General features: G+C 68.0%; 18 protein-coding genes. 1 reads left to right on the top strand and 17 read right to left on the bottom strand.

The genetic code is table 11. The features are described 5' to 3' along the window. Nucleotides 1-1,208: 1,208 nt before the first annotated feature. From ACFYZ8_RS33515 to ACFYZ8_RS33480, 8 genes are all read right to left on the bottom strand, one after another. On the bottom strand, nt 1,209-1,493 hold the full coding sequence (locus tag ACFYZ8_RS33515) for a hypothetical protein (protein ID WP_389050328.1): 285 nt from the start codon (nt 1,491-1,493) through the stop codon (nt 1,209-1,211). A 991-nt stretch (nt 1,494-2,484) separates the two neighbouring features. Next, a complete protein-coding gene (locus tag ACFYZ8_RS33510) occupies nt 2,485-3,375 on the bottom strand; it encodes a ParA family protein (protein WP_389050326.1) in 891 nt (296 codons plus the stop codon). 1,716 nt (nt 3,376-5,091) lie between these two features. Beyond that, nucleotides 5,092-5,895, bottom strand: coding sequence for a hypothetical protein (locus tag ACFYZ8_RS33505; RefSeq protein WP_389050323.1), 804 nt, complete (start codon nt 5,893-5,895; stop codon nt 5,092-5,094). An 80-nt stretch (nt 5,896-5,975) separates the two neighbouring features. Continuing rightward, nucleotides 5,976-6,227, bottom strand: a complete 252-nt coding sequence (locus tag ACFYZ8_RS33500; protein WP_389050321.1) for a hypothetical protein — start codon at nt 6,225-6,227, stop codon at nt 5,976-5,978. A 203-nt stretch (nt 6,228-6,430) separates the two neighbouring features. Further along, on the bottom strand, nt 6,431-7,621 hold the full coding sequence (locus tag ACFYZ8_RS33495; RefSeq protein ID WP_389050318.1) for a hypothetical protein: 1,191 nt from the start codon (nt 7,619-7,621) through the stop codon (nt 6,431-6,433). A gap of 56 nt (nt 7,622-7,677) precedes the next feature. Further along, on the bottom strand, nt 7,678-8,007 hold the full coding sequence (locus tag ACFYZ8_RS33490) for a hypothetical protein (RefSeq protein WP_389050316.1): 330 nt from the start codon (nt 8,005-8,007) through the stop codon (nt 7,678-7,680). A 16-nt stretch (nt 8,008-8,023) separates the two neighbouring features. Further along, nucleotides 8,024-8,608: a hypothetical protein gene (locus ACFYZ8_RS33485; protein WP_389050314.1), complete on the bottom strand. Its 585-nt coding sequence runs from the start codon at nt 8,606-8,608 to the stop codon at nt 8,024-8,026. Beyond that, on the bottom strand, nt 8,605-9,465 hold the full coding sequence (locus ACFYZ8_RS33480) for a hypothetical protein (protein ID WP_389050311.1): 861 nt from the start codon (nt 9,463-9,465) through the stop codon (nt 8,605-8,607). The genes ACFYZ8_RS33485 and ACFYZ8_RS33480 overlap by 4 nt, the downstream gene beginning before the upstream one ends. Nucleotides 9,466-9,854: 389 nt before the next feature. Here ACFYZ8_RS33480 and ACFYZ8_RS33475 point away from each other — a divergent pair, with 389 nt between their 5' ends. Then, a complete protein-coding gene (locus ACFYZ8_RS33475; RefSeq protein ID WP_389050310.1) occupies nt 9,855-10,562 on the top strand; it encodes a hypothetical protein in 708 nt (235 codons plus the stop codon). 38 nt (nt 10,563-10,600) lie between these two features. On the opposite strand, the gene ACFYZ8_RS33470 is transcribed toward ACFYZ8_RS33475, so the two are convergent. The 9 genes from ACFYZ8_RS33470 to ACFYZ8_RS33430 form a co-directional block, all read right to left on the bottom strand. Beyond that, on the bottom strand, nt 10,601-10,876 hold the full coding sequence (locus ACFYZ8_RS33470) for a hypothetical protein (protein ID WP_389050308.1): 276 nt from the start codon (nt 10,874-10,876) through the stop codon (nt 10,601-10,603). Nucleotides 10,877-10,914: 38 nt separating this feature from the next. Then, the gene (locus tag ACFYZ8_RS33465; RefSeq protein ID WP_389050305.1) at nt 10,915-11,394 is read right to left on the bottom strand and encodes a hypothetical protein; all 480 of its coding nucleotides are present in this window, start codon (nt 11,392-11,394) and stop codon (nt 10,915-10,917) included. 56 nt (nt 11,395-11,450) lie between these two features. Continuing rightward, a complete protein-coding gene (locus ACFYZ8_RS33460) occupies nt 11,451-12,002 on the bottom strand; it encodes a hypothetical protein (protein ID WP_389050303.1) in 552 nt (183 codons plus the stop codon). Nucleotides 12,003-12,089: 87 nt separating this feature from the next. After that, complete coding sequence (locus tag ACFYZ8_RS33455; protein WP_389050300.1) at nt 12,090-12,212, bottom strand: hypothetical protein; 123 nt, start codon at nt 12,210-12,212, stop codon at nt 12,090-12,092. 180 nt (nt 12,213-12,392) lie between these two features. Further along, a complete protein-coding gene (locus ACFYZ8_RS33450) occupies nt 12,393-12,923 on the bottom strand; it encodes a hypothetical protein (RefSeq protein ID WP_389050299.1) in 531 nt (176 codons plus the stop codon). Between the two features lie 58 nt (nt 12,924-12,981). Then, on the bottom strand, nt 12,982-13,314 hold the full coding sequence (locus ACFYZ8_RS33445) for a hypothetical protein (protein WP_389050296.1): 333 nt from the start codon (nt 13,312-13,314) through the stop codon (nt 12,982-12,984). Next, on the bottom strand, nt 13,305-13,631 hold the full coding sequence (locus ACFYZ8_RS33440) for a hypothetical protein (RefSeq protein WP_389050294.1): 327 nt from the start codon (nt 13,629-13,631) through the stop codon (nt 13,305-13,307). Before ACFYZ8_RS33440 ends, ACFYZ8_RS33445 begins: the two co-directional genes overlap by 10 nt. Next, a complete protein-coding gene (locus ACFYZ8_RS33435; protein WP_389050292.1) occupies nt 13,624-13,920 on the bottom strand; it encodes a hypothetical protein in 297 nt (98 codons plus the stop codon). Before ACFYZ8_RS33435 ends, ACFYZ8_RS33440 begins: the two co-directional genes overlap by 8 nt. A gap of 387 nt (nt 13,921-14,307) precedes the next feature. Next, complete coding sequence (locus ACFYZ8_RS33430) at nt 14,308-14,532, bottom strand: hypothetical protein (RefSeq protein ID WP_389050290.1); 225 nt, start codon at nt 14,530-14,532, stop codon at nt 14,308-14,310. Between the last annotated feature and the right edge of the window lie 57 nt (nt 14,533-14,589).

Below are 14,589 nucleotides of genomic sequence, written 5' to 3'. Positions count from 1 at the left end.
GGTTCTTCCTCACCTCCTCGACAACAGGAGAGGCCTGGGATTCGCGGTCCCAGGCCGTTCTCTTTTGATCACTGGCCCGCTCTCTCCTGGTTGATGGAGAGCGGGAGTCTGGTTGGAGCGGGCGCCCGGCTTGGGGCCGGCATGTGGCGTCCAGAGCAGTGAGTGGCAGGCGGGTTCGACGAGCAGCACGGGTCAGTCGCGTTCGGTGATGTGGAGCGACAGACCCGCATTCGAGGACCACCTTCCGACCTTGGACTTATGACGCCTTTGTCTTGGATGCGGCGGGCCTGGGACGTCGTCCCCCCACGGGGGCTCGACGCGGAGCGCTCCGAGGCGTGCGAGCGAGAACGGACTCAAGTTCGTGGATCCAGCGTCCGATTGGGAGGCGAAGGACCGTCTGCGCGTCGAAGAACGAAGGCTCGTCCCCGGTGGGGTCGGAGTTCTCGAGCTCGGCCCGCTCCTTGCGGGTATGGACGACCTTGGTGGAGCCCTGGAGGACGTAGAGCGTTGTCTCGGGAGTCGTCTCGGAGTCCGTGACGGCATTCCGAGTCGCGTTGAGTGCCGTGCGCTGCCAAACGTCGAGCTCATGCTTGGCGGATCGCGGCTTGGGGCGGTCGGGCCACACGAATTGCGATAGCACCCTGTAGACCTTCAGCACGACCACGTCTGCGGGGAAGCATGGCTCAGAGAGGACGCCGGCCTCGATTGCTCGGTATGCCCAGCTGCGGTCGAGATTGGCGGCTACGGCGACCGCGTTGGCGCTGAGGACTGTGCCCGGTGGCATCCATGTCTCCAGAGGTCATGGGTGTTCTGACGATGCCGAGGCTATCGCAAAACGCGTCACGAATGCGCTGTCAGCCACATCGGCATAGCCCTTAGTCCGTCAGCTGGCAGCAGGGTGTTGAGGTAGGTGGGTAAGGAGCCATCAGGGAAGGACGATCGGAAGCGCTATAGGTATGGACATCGGTATAACGCGAGATCAGGAGGCTGACGTGCTCGATGTGTTCCGTTCAGTGACCGACCAATAGCGATGCACTGCGACCGTCCGATGGCGGATGCGTGCGCTGCAGCTGTTACGCCAAGGCCGCAGCCCAGGCAGGCGGAACAGGGCAAACGGAATGAAAATCTACTTGCTTGCGGCGTGTCGTACACGCAGAAGACGGCCTGGCCCGGTTGCACTTCAACCAGGACAGGCCGTCGGCGAGAGCTCAGAACAACGGCGGAAGTTCAAGGCGCGGAAGGGGACCGGCCTCCCGAAGCTGGCTCAGGAAACGGAGCATCAGCGCGGAATGAACGTAGAGGCCTCTGCGCGCGAAGTCAGCTTCATCGCAGAGCTCCTTCAACTCGTAGTGCTTGGAAGCTGCCTCCGCGCTGACCCGAAGTGTGGTTTTCCGCCCGGACGGAAGCTGCCCTCGGAACTTCCCTGAGAGCTCCTCGTAGAGAGCGTAGATCTCCTCCATGTCGAGGGGCGCTGACTCAAGCACGATGTTCATGTAGTGCCCATTTGCAAGATCGCGATTGCCAGACGAACGTCGGTCAGCAGCGATCTGCTCTCGGAGCGCAGACCAGATGGGCGGGATCATGTTCGCGCCGATCGTCTCCCACGTCTGTGAGTTGGTCCGAGAGGCTTCGAAGGATGTATGGACAAGACGGTGACACGGTGCCATCTCGTCTTCAGCCACACCAGCGTCGCGCCGGGCTGTGCGCGACGACGAGCGCGTAGCAGGAGCAGATCGCTTTCCACTTCGCGCTGCGGGGGTGGTCTTCCGAGTTTCGGAGCCGCGTCGCCGGCTTGCAGGGCTGTCGTCAACTGGCACCTGCTCCGACGGAGCGCCGTCCTCTTGATCAGGACCCTGCTCCTGGCGGTCTACGTGGCCGCCGGCCCTCTCCCCCGTCTCGCCGTCTGCGCCTTGGGCGTCCGGTGACTGATCTACCTCAGCACTTGACGACTCAACGCTCAGCTCTGGTTCGTCGTCACGAACCTCCACGCCGGCTGCGGTCACCCCTTCTTGCTCTGGAAGATCCCGAGCGGGTGCTTCTGCCACCCCGTCTGAGTCCGGCTTCTCACCTTGGTCGGCCTGAGGCGACGGTTCCCGCACGGCCTCGGGCGCAGGCCCCGGCGACGGGATCTGCGCAGGTGCCGCAGCTGGCAACACCTGTTCGGTCGGGGCCTCCGCCTGCGCCGCGGCCGCGACGGGAAGTGCCACCACGGATCCTTGCTGACCGGAGGCGTCTGCCGGGGATGCGAGGGGAGAGACCGCACCGACTGACAACTCGCTGGACTCAGGAGCCGAAGCTCCGAGAAAGCCAGCATCCGCTACCTGCTCTGCTTGTGCCTGCAGTGCCCTGGCTCGAGCTTCACGTTCAGCAGGCGATGCAGTGCGCCTCCTCCGCCGCGCCCCTGCTGCGATCCCCGCGAACGGCTGGTCGCCAGCATCCTTCTTCTTGCTGCCCGTTGTGGCGCTGGACTGCGATGAAGAGCTTTCAGACAACGGAGCCCTCCCTCGCGTCAAGGACCTCCGAAGCCGAAGGCGCAATCTGCCATTCGCTCTCTGGGGACTCCATCCGGACCAACACCTCGCGGAGGAGTTCGGCGTACCGCTTGCCGCACGCGTGGCGAGCGAAGCCGACTACCGACGGAACGCCCGCATCGTAGCTTCGGGAGATGCGGGTGTCCTCTCGTATGTCAGTGACGAAGGGCAGGAGACCGGCGTCGACCATCAGGTCGCGAACCTCGATCTCCTCTTCCTTCCATTCCGAAACCGGCTTGGACATGTTGAGCACCGCACCGAGGTACTTCGGCTTCGTCTGGCCCTGGCCCGGAAGATGCTTGATCGTGGCTCGCATGGCCACGGCGCCTTCGACGGTGGCGTGCTTTGGCAAGCACAGGGTCAGCGCGTAGTCGCTCGCCGCAAGGGCGACGGCGTTGAGGGCCTCGACAGCCGGCGGTGTGTCCAGGATGGCGTAGTCGAAGTCTTCGTCGAGGGTGTCGAGCAGGTCATTGAGAACGTGGGTTCGTTCCTTGCCAGCAGCGTGGAGGATGTGCTGGGCATTGACCATCGTTCGCTGCTCGGAAGCGAGCAAGGCAAGGCGACCGTGGTTGGGCCACTTCGCAAGGATTTCAGTCCTGTCAATGACGATGTCCTCAAGGGTGGCCGGCATGCCCTGCGCGGCCAGCTGGAGCTTGAGTCCGAGGGAGAGATTGAGCGTCGACTGGTCGAGTCGAGTGCCCAGCGCCGTGCCGGCCTGCGCCTGAGGTTCGACATCGACGACGAGGACGTCGGCTCCGCCCAGTGCGAGACCAGCGGCAAGGTTTACGGCCGTCGTGGTCTTACCCGGACCGCCCTTCTGACTCACGATGGCGATTCGTTGCACGTGATCATCTCTCCTCGGTGAGAGGGAAGCTAGGTGGAGCGGGAGGATTCCGCCCGGTTTAGAGCTTTTGTGTTGACCTGTGTGGTCGAGGTGCCTCTCGCAATGTTGCTGTCAGCGATCTCGCAGGACGTAGTGACGATAACAGGTATGACGGCTGTGGCTCAGGACCTGCGTGTCGTTTCACGGGTGTGCAGGCAGCCCCATTGATGGATGGGTTCGGAGCAACGCGCGTCTATGCCCTGGTTGTTGTTACTGCAGGCAAGTGTGTTGGAGCGGATGTCGTTGGCTCCGGCCTCCGGTCGGGCGCTGCGACGTCAGAGCGGTGCGTCGTGTGGCGGGTAGCTCGTTGGCTCCGGCCTCCGGTCGGGCGCTGCGACGTCAGAGCGGTGCGTCGTGTGGCGGGTAGCTCGTTGGCTCCGGCCTCCGGTCGGGCACTGGGACGTCAGAGCGGTGCGTCGTGTGGCCGGTTGGTCGCTGGCTGTAGGGGTCGTCACTGCGGACGATCGGAGCGAGGGCGTCTATACCCAGATGTGCGTACGGCGGTGGGGCGTTGCTGATGTGCAGGGTCCGTACTTCTTTTCGGAGGGCTGGAGGCAGCTAGGAGCTAATGGAATCACCCTCGGTGTGCAGGTCGGTCTACTCCTCGTTGGTCAGTCCGTATCTACGGACGTTCTCGCTGAGAGTCCACCGGAGTCTCGTAGCTTCGTAGCCCAGTAAGTAGCCCACTACATACGTACGGAAGTTGGCAGAGTAACCGGCACGTACGTAGGTATGTGAGGAAGAGCGTAGCTTTTTACGGATGGAAGGTCCGAAAGGGTTAACGCGCTAAGGACGTACGGACTGTTCGTCATAAAGTCGCAGTCACGTAATGTTTATGACTGTTACCTACGTACTGAAGGACGCACCTAGCTAGGTAGGGAGCTACCTCAGTACGTACTGAGGTAGCTAAGTGCGGAAGCATGCAAAGTCGTACTCACGAGCGTTGCTACGTACGGTCTCATGCACTTATGGAGTGCAGATCGGTCGACAGAAGGCAGGCTCGAAGTGTGTGAGGAACCTAAATAGTCACGGACGGAAGGTTGGAACGCACGTAAGAAGCGCGGACGTTCCTAGGTGCGCCAGGAAGTACGTAAGGAAGGTAGGTGTCGACATCGGAACGGTGATGGCTCTGCTCAAGGTAACGACTAAGGGTCGTCTTAGGGGTCCGTATATGGGAAGTGGTATGTGACTTCGCTAAGGACTGTCTAAACGTACATTGATAGCGATTTTTAAGAGGACACACGTGTAGCTGTTGATCAAGATATTGATGGATCTATCTATGAGGTCGGGCTATTGGTCTTTGATGAGACCTCACATAAGCCTGCCGATCAGGATGGGCATCGGTGTACGTACGAGGCTTTCTGTATGCCTAGCGATCGACCTATCACTAGGCATAGCTATCGGTATATTCCCAGGTCAGAGGCAGTAAAGACGGGCTGGACTGGTAGGGCTGCCGAGGTGTCAATCAAGCCGCGCTGCGGGTCTTCAGTGGGTGACGAAGCTGCAACGCGGATGAGTGTGCAAGCTGGACGTCGCACGTGAGCCAGGATGCAGGCGCACGGCCCGAAGGGCGACGGTCGACGCCTTTCGAGCTCGGGCCCGACAAGAAGCTGGGGCGGAGCATCTCGCCATGAGGTCGGAGTCAGGCATGCGGACGCCCACTGCAGGATCACAATGTCAGACCGGACGACTCTCTCTACCCGTCATCGAGGCATGGCGCTTGCCGCGCTCGGTGATGCGGGACCGCATGACGGCAACGGCGGAACCCTCTCGACGCTCCCCCGGGATGCCGTGAGTGTCGTCGATGATGACCAGAGTGCGGTCAGCAAGTCGGCGCAGGGCAGCGCCGAGGTCGAGAGCAGCGTCCGCTCGGCAGTGGATCTGCACACTTCCGTCGTCGAGCACTGCCCCAACGTAGGCGGCTGCCGCGCGGTGACTCGGCGCGGTGTCGGGCAATGGAGCGCGAACAGACGCGGCGTAGAGGACGTGGAGGAGCGACTGGTCGTCCGGGGACAGGGCGTGACGGGTGGCCGTCTCGACGACGCCGGCGGCGAGGTAGACCGGGCCGGAGGCGAGGTCCTGGACGAGATGGGGCTCCAGCTCGGGGGCCAGCTCAGTCACCTCCGCCTCGCTCACGCCGAGGATGTCGGCGGCCTCGTGGATGCCGGCGAGGGGAGGGACGGCGGGAGCTGGCAGCTGGGCCTCGCGTCGGTCGAACTCGGCCTCGGTCATGACCTCGGCGTGGATGACGGTGTCGGGGGTGATGTCGGCGGCGATTCCTGCGCCTTGTGCGGCCTCGACACCGAGGGTGAAGGCGCGGGGGACGGTGTCGGTGTCGATGAGGAGGCGCACGGAGATGTTGCCGTTCTCCGCCGGGCCGACCGCAGGCCGGTACCGCTCCGGCAGGGCCTGCAGGAGGCGGTCGTACGTGTCGAGGTCCGCCTTCCGGGCGAACTCCACGTACACGCTGAACGAGTTCACGTGTCGAATCTCCTCATTGTCTGGGTTGAGTCGGTGGCGGGTGGCCGCCGGGTTGGTGCCCGGCGGCCACCGGTTGGTCGCTACCGCCTCTTGTTCCCGGCCTTCTTCTTGGCCTTGCCCTTGGTCTGGCCATTGTCCCGGTCCTGGAACCCTGCCTTGCGGCAGTAGGCCTTGGCGTTCTTCAGTGCGTGGGAGTCGGAGGGGGTGCAGGGCATCCCGGTGACGAACTTCTTGCCCTTGAAGACGTGGTAGTGGTTCGTCCCTTTGCTCTGCTTGACCGTGAAGCCCTGCTGCTCAAGTTCCTTCTTCAGCTTCTGGACTTCCTTGTTCACCGTGCTCTCCCCTGTTGCCCTTACCTCTCCGGCTTGACGCTTAAGACTATACAGGGAAGATCCGGAGTGTGCAAGCCTTAAGCGTCATCATCGGATGGCTGGGGCCACTCACAATGCGGGTTTGCCAGCGGCGGCGTCCTGTGTGCCGAAGCCGATCGGTCCTGCTGGTGCGCGGGCGGCCGCGGCGCACTGGCCGGTGGGGGTCAGGCCGGGTTCGGGGAAGCGGTCAGGGCTGTGATGGCGCCCTCAGGGGAGTGGCAGGGCTGGGTGAGGTTGTCGGCGGTCCACAGTCCATCGGGCGTGGGGCGGATGGTGCCGAGATTGCGGCCCTGGACGAGGACCATGATGGATCCGTCGGGCTGCTTGGTGGTGGCGGCCTGGGCAGCGGTGGCGAGGATGGCGGGCAGGGTGCCGAGTCGGCCGGCGTCGCGGAGGACCGCGCCGGTTGCCTGCAGCCGGTCGGCGGCGTCGGCCGCGAGCAGGGCCAGCTCGGCGGCGTGGACCGTGAACAGCTGGGCGTCGGTGGGGCGTCGGGCGGCGGCCGCGGGGAGGGCTGCGGCAGCGGCGTGGATGGTGCGCAGCACGGTTGCGGTGGCCTGGCAGCTGTCGGCCGTGCGTGCCGCGTCGCGCCAGGGGAGGTCCTTGCAGGCCTGAGCGAGGGTGTCCAGACCGGTGGTGAGCTCGGCGGGGCGGTTCAGGCCGCGCTTGCGGTCGGTGAGGTCGTGGTGGGCGCGGCGGACGGCGGCGATGGCCTCCTCGGCCAGGTATCGCGCGGAGAAGGGGCCCGCGAACTCCGGCGCTACGTCCCCGTTTTGGGCGGTGGCGGTGAGGCGGGTCCGGGCAAGGTCGGCGTGCACGATCAGCGCGGCGAGAGGGAAGAGCATCCACTCGCGTGCGTCGCCGGTGTGGGTGTCGAGCAGCGTGCGGGCGGGGACCGGCAGCTCGGCCAGGAGACGGGCGGTGCGCCGGCAGGCCGCGGCGGTGGTGGTCGTCATCTCCGGGATCAGCAGGTCCAGCCCGGCGAGGATGGCGGCGACGTGGGGCTGGCGGCCGGCCTCGAAGAAGAAGGCGCGGGCGGCAGAGTCGACCACCTCGTCGCGCAGGCCGACCAGATGAGAGAGGTCCGCGCGGGCCTGGCGCACGGTGTCGTACGGGAGTTGGGCGATGTCGAGGGTGTCGATGCCGTGCTCGTAGAGGTGGAGGATGACGGCGTCGGTTGCCGCCTGGAGGGCGTCAGTGCGCCGGGGGCCGGCGCCTGTCGGCGTGTGGGCCCGCAGGCCGTCGTCGCCGGTGACGTGCCCGGCGAGCACGTTGTCGGGGCCGGTGACGGGGCGGCGGCCGGTGCCGTCGTCGGCGCCGAGGCGGAAGGAGGGGAAGAGGGGGAGGGACTGCACGAAGGCTCCACAGGTGCGGTCGAGTTGGTGTGGTTGGTCGGCCGTGGGGGAGGGGGTCAGTGCGCAATGGGCGGGCCGAGCTCGGGGAACAGACGGCTGACCTCGCCCTGTGCCCAGTGCAGGAGGGCGTCCGCCTCGTCCGACTCCTCGTCGTCGAACTCGTCGCGCCAGTAGTAGGCGTGCTCGAGGCCGCGCTCGCGCAGCTCGGTGCGCAGGGTCTTGATGACCTGGCTGTAGGTGAGGGTGGGCAGGTCGTCGGTGTCGTCGGAGCGGTGCTTGGAGCACAGGACGGCGGTGATGGCGAAGGCGTTGAGCTGGTGCACGACGGGCATCTCGATGCGGATGGATCCGTCGGTGTAGCGGTGGGCCTTGAAGCGGGTGGCCATGTGGTTCCTCGGCGGGCTATAGGAAGTGAAGCGGACGGGTGGCGGGGGAGGGGTGGTTGGTCGGCCGGGCCTGGTTCCCGCCGGGCGTCGGCCCGCGCTCGATGACCTGGGTGAGGCGTTCGAGACGGTCGGCCGCGGCGGCGAAGCGCGGTGCGTTGGGCCGCGTTCGGCAGGCGTCGAGTGCGGCCAGGATGTCGCTGAGCTCGACCCGCACGCGCCAGGCCTGCACCTCGTGCGGCGGGCTGTAACGGGCCCGCCGCACCGGCTGGTTGAAGTACAGCTCGCTGAAGACGCCCCACCGGCCGGCGACCATGGCGTAGTAGTGCACCCGGCGGATGCTCGGAGTGGGGCCGGGCTCGCTGAAGGCGAACCGGACCTCGGTGCCGCACCGTAGGCGGATCACGTCGCCGTCGCGGGCTGGGCGGTGCAGCCGGTCGCCGTCGGGCGCCCCCTCGGCCGGCGAGAGAGCGCCCGCCGGGGTCGGCACGACCGGGATCGCGTGCCGCGCGCCGAGCCGCTCCTGGCCCGGGCCGTGGGCGGTGCCGGACGCACCCGGCCGCAGCTGCGCTGGTGGCGGGGCGGTCCGGCTGGAGCTGGTCACCACCGGCTGCCGTGGGCGTCGCGGCCAGCAGTGGTGACCAGCTGCTCCACGAGCGCGTCGACGAGCTGGCCGACCACGTCGGCGGATGACTGCTCGGTGAGAGAGTCGATGACCTGACGGGCCTTGCGGGCGTGGGAGCGCGCGTCAGCTCGCAGGGCAAGCGAACCGGGCAGGTAGGGGCTGAGGCTGCCGAGCTGCTTGGCCGCCTGGACGATGTGGTAGCGCAGGTCCATGGGCAGCAGATCGAGGGCGGCCTGCTGGCCCAGCGGGACGGGCTCGGGCGTGTGCTTCTCCAGCAGGTGCGCCTCGCGTGCGTCGACGGCCCCGCTGCGCGAGGTGAGGGCGGCGACCTCGCCGTGCCGGTCGCAGACGACGATGTGGTCGGTGAACGGTCCGGCGCCTACCTCGTCAATCCGCACGGAGGGGTCGTCGGTGACGTCCTCGGGCCGCACGCGCCCCGGTCCCGATCCGTAGCAGTCGCAGGAGCGCTCCCGGTGTGCTGCGGCGCCCTCGTCGTCGGGCACGTGATGGAAGCGGTTGCCCGCGTCGACGACGAGAACGCCCCGGTAGGGGCCGGGCTCGGAGATCCAGGTCGCCTCGGCGTGCAAGGTGCGGCGCTGGCGTCGGGCGATGTCGGAGAGTGTGGCCAGCGCGCCGTCCCACACGCCGTGGCTGCCCGCCATATGCTGCGGCCCTGCCTCAAGTCCTGCAAGGGCGAGGCCGTCGGTGGTGTAGGTGAGGGTGAACTGGTCGTCGTTCTCCAGGCGGCGCAGGTGCTCCAGCTCCTGGCCGATGGCCTCCAGCGGGACTGCGGTGTCGAAGGTGACGCGGCCGGTGATGCTGATATCGGCGCCCAAGGCGGTGCTCCTGCGCAGCTTGCGGGGTGGTGGGGGCGCGCAGACAGTGTTCCCGGCCCGCGTGGCCTGCCTGGGAAAGGCGCCCTCGTTGACGCTTAAGATGCTACTCTCACCGGAACGTGCATGCAAGTCTTAAGCGTTATTGGCGGCTGGTGTTGATCGCGGCCGATAGGTCCAACTCCGCTTCCAGCCGGGCACAGCGGGAAGCCGCCAATGCGCGGGCGCTGCCCAGAGCCCGCAGTCGAAGGATCCAGGCGTCGTCGCGGAGGCCCGCCTCTCGGCAGGGCAGCCTCCGAACCGCGGCACGTCCCGACAGATCGCTGGACTACCCGAGTCCGGGGGAGACTCGCCGGACTGCGGATCCGGCACGCCGGAGCTACGTTGGCGTGATGGACGACGTGCAGATCTCCGTGTGGCACTACTTCTCGTTCGACCACGCGCTGACAGCGTGCACGTTGTCGCGGCACTGCGGCCGCCTGGAAGCGGAGTACAGGGCCGGCTCGGGGGAGGGGACCAGTCCCGCCGAGCACATGGCCTACGCCACCGGATCAGTGATCGCCTCGTTTTGCTTCCTGGAGGCGAGCATCAATGAGTTCTACGCCACGGCCGGCCGGGACAACCTGGAGGTGGCCGGCGGGCGCGGCGGGCTCGAAGCCGGTGATCGGGAACTGATCGCCGAGATCGCCGAGGACGTGGAGAGGCTGCCGACGCTCACGCTCTTCCAGCTGGCGCTGACTGTGCTGCGCCGGCCGCCGCTGGATCCGGGGACCCAGGTGTACGCCGACGCGGACCTGTTGCGCCGGCTGCGCAACGCGTTGGTCCACTACACACCGAGGCTGCGTCCCGCGGACGGTGCCGAGTCCGGTGGGGCCGACGACACCACGAGGCTCGTCACGCAGCTGCGCCAACGGGGCTTTGAGCCGAACGTCTTCTACGCCGACTCGGGCAACCCCTACTTCCCGCAGAAGTGCCTGGGCCACGGCTGCACGACCTGGGCGTGGAAGACGGCACTGGCGCTCGCCGATGCCTTCCACACCCGGCTCGGCATCACCCCGGTCTACGAGGACGCCCGTGCCGCTGGCCGGCTGGAGCCGTAGAACGCCTGTCGCGGCGCCGACAGGTGGCCGGTGCCCGGTCAGGCGGGTGGGCGCTCTTCGTAGCGGGCGCCGAGCTCGCAGGGCCGGTAAGCCCACTCGGTCTCGGGCTCGTAGTAGTACACCCGGGCGATGCGGCCCGGTGCCTGGCTCGATGGGCCCTGGTTGATGTCGTAGCCCCTGGTCGGACCCAGGTAGACGATGGTGCCCTGGCCGTAGGGGTCCGCGATCTCGTCTCCCGGCCGGATCTCCGCGCCGGTGGCCTGGTCGACCAGGCGCAGGAGGTCGGCCTCCGGGCCGGCCAGGCGTTGCCGCATGCGGGCCTGCTGCTCCGCGGCGGGCGTGCTCGTGATGTTCAGTGCTTCCTCCGATCGGATGCCGGTGCGGGCTCCTCGCGGAGCGCGTCCAGGACGCGGCGGCCGGTCAGCTCCTCGGCCAGGGCGGCACGGCGCTTCGGGCTGCGGCAGGCGGCGAGGGCGGCGAGGCGGTCGGCGGGGACGAGTACCTGACCGCTGCGGTCGCACGGCGCCTGGAAGCGGCCGGTCCCGGCGGCGTAGGCGAACAGCATGCCCGGCTCGCCCGTCTCGTGCTCGGTGCGCAGCTGCAGCGCGAGGTCGCCGCCGACGGTGGCCAGCTCCTGGAACAGGTCCGCGACCTCCTCGACGTCCAGGGTGTAGGAGGTGAAGCCGCCCACCAGGTCCTCGTCGGTGACGTCGTCGGCATTCTCGTCGGCGTCCTTGTCGAGGAACGGTCCGGCAATCAGCTCGCGTACGGCCTGTGCGGTCGGGCCGGGAGTGCAGCGGACGATGTCGAGCCGGGTGTAGGGGTCCTCCATGGTGATCACATCTCTCGTCGAAAGAAGCCGAACGGAAAGGGGAGTTGAGGCAGCGTTCAGGCCGCTGCGGCCTGGTGCGCGTGCGTGCTGTCGGTGTTGTCGTCCGGGGTGCACCGCTCGTCGTCGCAGGCGACGCCGTCGTGGTAGCGGCGGGCGGTCTCGTCGAACAGGTCCCGGACCGCCGCGGGGACGTCGTCCTCGTGCTCGGTGACCGACTCCAGCCACTCGTGATCGGGGCCGGTGGCACCGGGATCGACGACATGGACCGCGATGGTGGGGCCGCTGACCTCGCGGCCGTTGACGAAGACCGTCACGTCGGTGAAGGCGTCGGGGTCGCGGTCGACGACGACGTCGATCCGGTCCGGGACGCCGGGCGCGGTGCGGCGCAGCAGGTAGTGCAGGCTGCTGCTGACGCGGATCTCGTAGGTGCCCGTGACCCGGTCCAGCTCCCGCAGCCGTGCGCCCGCGTGGGACAGAGCCTCCCAGGCCTCGGCCACCTCGATGGGGCGGCCGGTGACGTCGTGGGCTCCCTGGTGGACCGAGGCATGGGTGAGCTCCCGCTTGAGGGCGGTGATGATGCGGGTGCTGGTGCGGGCGATGGTGCGCAAACGGGCTTCCTTGTATGGGCGTTGACGCGCCGGGGCGGCGCAAGGCGGGGCAGGGATGAGGCGGGGAGCGGTCGGCTGGTGGCCGTGCTAGGCGGGCGTCTGGGGTGCGGGTGAGGGGATGTGCGGGCAGGAGCTGGTGTCGCGGACGTACTCCAGTGCGGCCTTGATGGGCTGCTGCTGGTCGAAGGAGCAGCCCGGCCGCTTGCACACGGCCCGGTACTGCCGTCCGGGACAGGGCTCGCCCTTGCGGTGGGTGCAGGCTCGCCGTTGGCGTGCACGGGCTTGGCGGCTGCCCGGTGGCGAAGGGACGGGGACACGGGTTCGGTGGGGTCCTTCCTGAGCGGGCGCGGCCCCTCGCGAGAGCGGGCCGCACCGGGATGGGCAGGCCGGTCAGGCGGCCCGCGCGAGGCGGATGATCTTGGCTAGGGTGGCGACCGGCTCGTTGTCGAGGGTGAGAGTGACCCGGCCGAAGGCGGCCTGCGCGGTGCCCCGCTCGCTCTCGTCGAGGTGGACGATGTCGAAGTCGCCGTCCTCGCTGGTCAGCTCCTCGTAGCTGGGCCACGGGTCGTCCTGGCAGATCTCGCAGTCCTCGCCGTGGCGGCAGCTCTCGCGCTCGGTGACCCAGGCGCGGACGCGCTCGTAGCCCTCCGGGGTGACCTGGGTGAGCTGCATGCGGGCGCGGTCGCCGTGGCTGGTGGCGAGGAAGTCGGCGGTCAGCGGACCGGCCGCCAGACGGCACCAGGTGCCGGAGGTCGGCTCCGGCAGGTGGATGGTGCCCTCGACGCCGACGGCCTCGGCGAGCAGGGTGGCTCCGGCGTAGGCGGCGGCACGGCTGGCGGACTTGGCGACGTCGACTGCCAGCCGCCAGGCGGAGTCGCTGGAGGCGTCCATACGGTCGGCGACGTAGGTGGCGTGGTGCATGGCGTTCCTGTCGGTTGGCCGGGCAGGCAGCCCGGGAGCCGGAGGGGGGAGGGAGTGGTCAGAGGGTTCCGGTGACGTGCAGGTCGCTGACGCACGGAAGGGCGGCGAGGATGTCGCGGACCTCCTGCGGGGTGAAGCGGGAGCGGCGGGTTGCCTTGGTGGGTGCGGCCCACAGCTCCAGCTCGACCGGAGCGAGTCCCGGGGTGTCGGTGAGGGTGTCGGCGTCGGCGCACTTGTACTGGCGGCGCAAAACACGGGCGGTGTACTCGCCGAAGGCGATGCGGTCCTTGCGGACGGGGACAGGCCGGTCGCCCACGTCCCAGATGAAGTCGGCGGTGTGCTCGACGCCGTCGATGACCAGGCCGAGATCGATGGTGACCTCTACGCGCACGGTTGGGGTGTGTCCTCCTTCTTCGGGGCGGGGGTGTCGGGCTTGAGGGAGCGGCAGTACCAGCAGCGCAGTCCGGCCTCGGTGGGCAGGAACCACGCGTGGCCATCGCCCTCGTCGTGCGGGGCTGCGCCCGGGCACCGCTCGGGAACGGGCAGGCTGTCGAGCAGGACCAGGGCCTTGGCCTGCAGCCGGGCATCCAGCGCTGTACTGCGCGGGTTGCCGACGAGCAGAAGACGCACGAAGTCGGCGAGCCGGTCGCGCTGCAGACGGACGGCCTCCAGTGGCGGATCGGTCCGCTCGGCCACGGCTTCAGTCACGGGGCCGCACCACAAACGGGGTGAAGTCGTTGATCCACAGCCGCTCGCCCGGGGCCAGCGGGAGGCTGGCGCGGTCGACGCGGGCCTTGCACCGGTAGTACCGGCACTGGAGCCCGCCGCCGTCATAAGGGGTGTCCAGCGTGCCGTTCTTACAGTGCGGGCAGGGGATGCGACGGCTCTCGTAGCTCCGGTAGGCCTTGGCTCCGTCGTCGAACAGGTAGGCGTTCGGACCACGCTGTGCCCGCGAGTCGGGGCGGCACCAGTTGACCAGGGCTTGCTGCTCGGTCACGTCCCACTCCTTCACTCCATCGCCATCGTGACGCTTAAGATAATACTCGATTCACGCATCACTTGCAACCCTTAAGCGTCAATAGCGAGTAGGGTTGCTGGGCTGCGGTTGGCCCGGCCTGCACTGCTTGGGTGGCCCCCGACGCCAAGGCCGGGCGCCGCCCATCTCCCCGCATGCATGCGGCGGATCAGGCGCCAGCCGCCCCCGGCCACGGCCGGCCCGGGGCTGGGGGTGATCCCGCAGATGCAAGCCCTGGGCCTGGGCGCGACCGACCGCCTCGGGCGGGCAGGCCCTCGCTCATCGCTCTGCCGTCGACGCCTGGGCCCGTACGGTCGTGTGCCGTGCTCCTTGGCGGCTCGGCGCCCAGGCCTCAAAGGCTTGGCGGATCTAGGGGCGCTCGGCGAAGTAGTCGCGCCGAGCGCGATCGAGAATGGCATCGGCGCCCCGGTACTGCTCCTCGGGCAGGCTGTCGGCGAGGTGCAGGAGATCGCTGATCAGGTCAGCGATCGTGACGCCCGGATGCGCGGCGGCGTACAACTCCCAAGCGGGGCGCGCATACTCGGCCATTTGGGCCGCCGACGGGCTGCTCGGGTCCTGGGCGATGTCGTCCACGGGCATGTTCCTTCGGATCGGATCTGGCTCGGAGCTGCCTGCACCCGTGACCAGGGC

The organism is Streptomyces sp. NPDC001668 (genome assembly GCF_042893155.1).
In the GTDB taxonomy this organism is placed as follows: domain Bacteria; phylum Actinomycetota; class Actinomycetes; order Streptomycetales; family Streptomycetaceae; genus Streptomyces.
This window is presented reverse-complemented; position numbering and strand designations above follow the sequence as displayed.